The sequence below is a fragment of the Roseateles sp. P5_E11 genome (assembly GCF_054049355.1).
Map to the genome: position 1 here is coordinate 1 of NZ_JBFUMO010000872.1, position 1,722 is coordinate 1,722.

A 1,722-nucleotide genomic window follows, 5' to 3' on the forward strand; every position below is an offset into this window, starting at 1 on the left:
TCATTGAGCACTGCCGGCGTGCCGCCGAGGGCTTCCACATCGGCCCAGGCGAAGGCGCCGGGCAGGGCGGCCAAGCGCTGCAGCAGGGCGCGTGGCTCGGGGCCAAGCAAGGCCAGGCTCCAGTCCAGCAGGCCCGCCACCGAGGCGTGGCGGGGCGCTCGCGTCGGGCTGGCGAGCCAGGCAGGCAGTGGCGCGGCCTGCGTGCCGAGGCCGCGCCACTGCGCCAGCATCTGGGCCGGCGAAAAGCTGCGTACGCGGGCGGCGGCCAGCTCCAGCGCCAGCGGCAGGCCCTCAAGCTCGCGGATCAGTTCGGTCAGCGCGGCCTGGTTGTCGCGGCTGGCGTGGAAGTCGGCCCGCACGGCGCGGGCGCGGTCGATGAAGAGAGCCTGGGCGGTGTCCTGGGCCGAATTTTCAGCACTTGCAAGCGGCGTCACGTCGATGAGGGTTTCGCCGTCCACCTCCAGCGCATGCCGGGACGTGACGAGCAAGCACAGCGTGGGCGCCTGCGCCAGCAGCCGCTGCACGGCCTGGGCGACGACGCCGAGGGCCTGCTCGGCGTTGTCCAGCACCAGCAACCGCAGGCCGCCGGGGTCTTGCAGCGCAGCCTCGATGGCCGGCCAGCCGCCGCCACGCGTGACGGTCAGGGCGCGCTCAAGCGCTGCCACGAGGCCGGCCTCGTCACGCACCTCGGCCAGGGCCGCCATGCCGCAGCTCCAGTGGTGCTCGCTGAACTGCAGCCAGGCCAGCTCCACCGCGAGCCGGGTCTTGCCCACGCCRCCTGGGCCGATGAGCGTCAGCAGGCGCAGCTGGGGCAGCCGCGCGGCCAGCGCCTCGAGCCGGCCCGGCGGCGCGAAATAGCGCGTCAGGTAGCGCGGCAGGCTGGTCGCGAACGAGGGCAGGGCGGGAGCGTGCACGAACTCGAGCACCGGCTGCGGCTGCAGGGGCAGATCGTCGGCCAGCGCCGCCAGCCGATGCCGCTCGGCGACGACCCAGTCGTCGAAATAGCCAGGCAGCAGCTCACCGCCATAGTGGGACGGGTTGCGAGTCGCCTCGAAGTCCTGCACGTCGGACGAGAGCGAACCGGGCAACAGCGAGACCTGCAGGCGGTCGGCGTTGAAGAGCGGCGCCTCGTCGGTTTCGAGCAGGGCGCGCAGCGTGGACAGGGTCTGGCGCAACCGGTTGCGGCCGACGTCCAGTTCGACACCCGGCCACAGCAGCTCGACAAGTTCCTCGCGCGGATGCTGGCGCCTGGGCGCCAGCGCGAGGCGGGCCAGCAGCAGCACGCTGGCGCGGCTGGGCAGGCGGGTCAGCTCGACGCGGCCGGCCCGCTCGATCTCAAAACCACCGAGCAGGCGCAGACGGAGCATGGGTTCAGAACAGCCACCAGACGAACAAGCCGCCAAAAATCAGCCACTGCAAGCCGTAGTAGGCGAAGCGGCTCCTTGCCTTGATGCGCTTGCCGAACAGGCGCACCTGCTGCACGTAGCCGAACAGCCTGTTGATGCCGCCGGTCTTGTCGGTGTCCGAGTTGGGGGCGGCTGCGGCGCGGATCAGCGTGTGGCTGATGAAATGGTTGAACCAGCGCGCCACCGGGTTGTTGAGCGGCCGCTCGACGTCGCAGAACAGGATGATGCGCATCACGTCCGACTGGTTCTCTGCGTAGTGCAGATAGGTCTCGTCAAAGATGACGCCCTGGCCGTCACGCCAGGAATAGCGCTCGCC

General features: G+C 70.8%; 1 protein-coding gene and 1 pseudogene. Both read right to left on the reverse strand.

From position 1 onward, the window contains the following. Nucleotides 1-1,367 (reverse strand): annotated as a pseudogene (locus tag ACXJKR_RS31610) (hypothetical protein); the annotation flags it as partial. Between the two features lie 4 nt (nucleotides 1,368-1,371). Beyond that, nucleotides 1,372-1,722, reverse strand: a 351-nt coding sequence (locus tag ACXJKR_RS31615; RefSeq protein WP_457326219.1) for an aspartyl/asparaginyl beta-hydroxylase domain-containing protein, incomplete at its 5' end; no start/stop codon positions are given.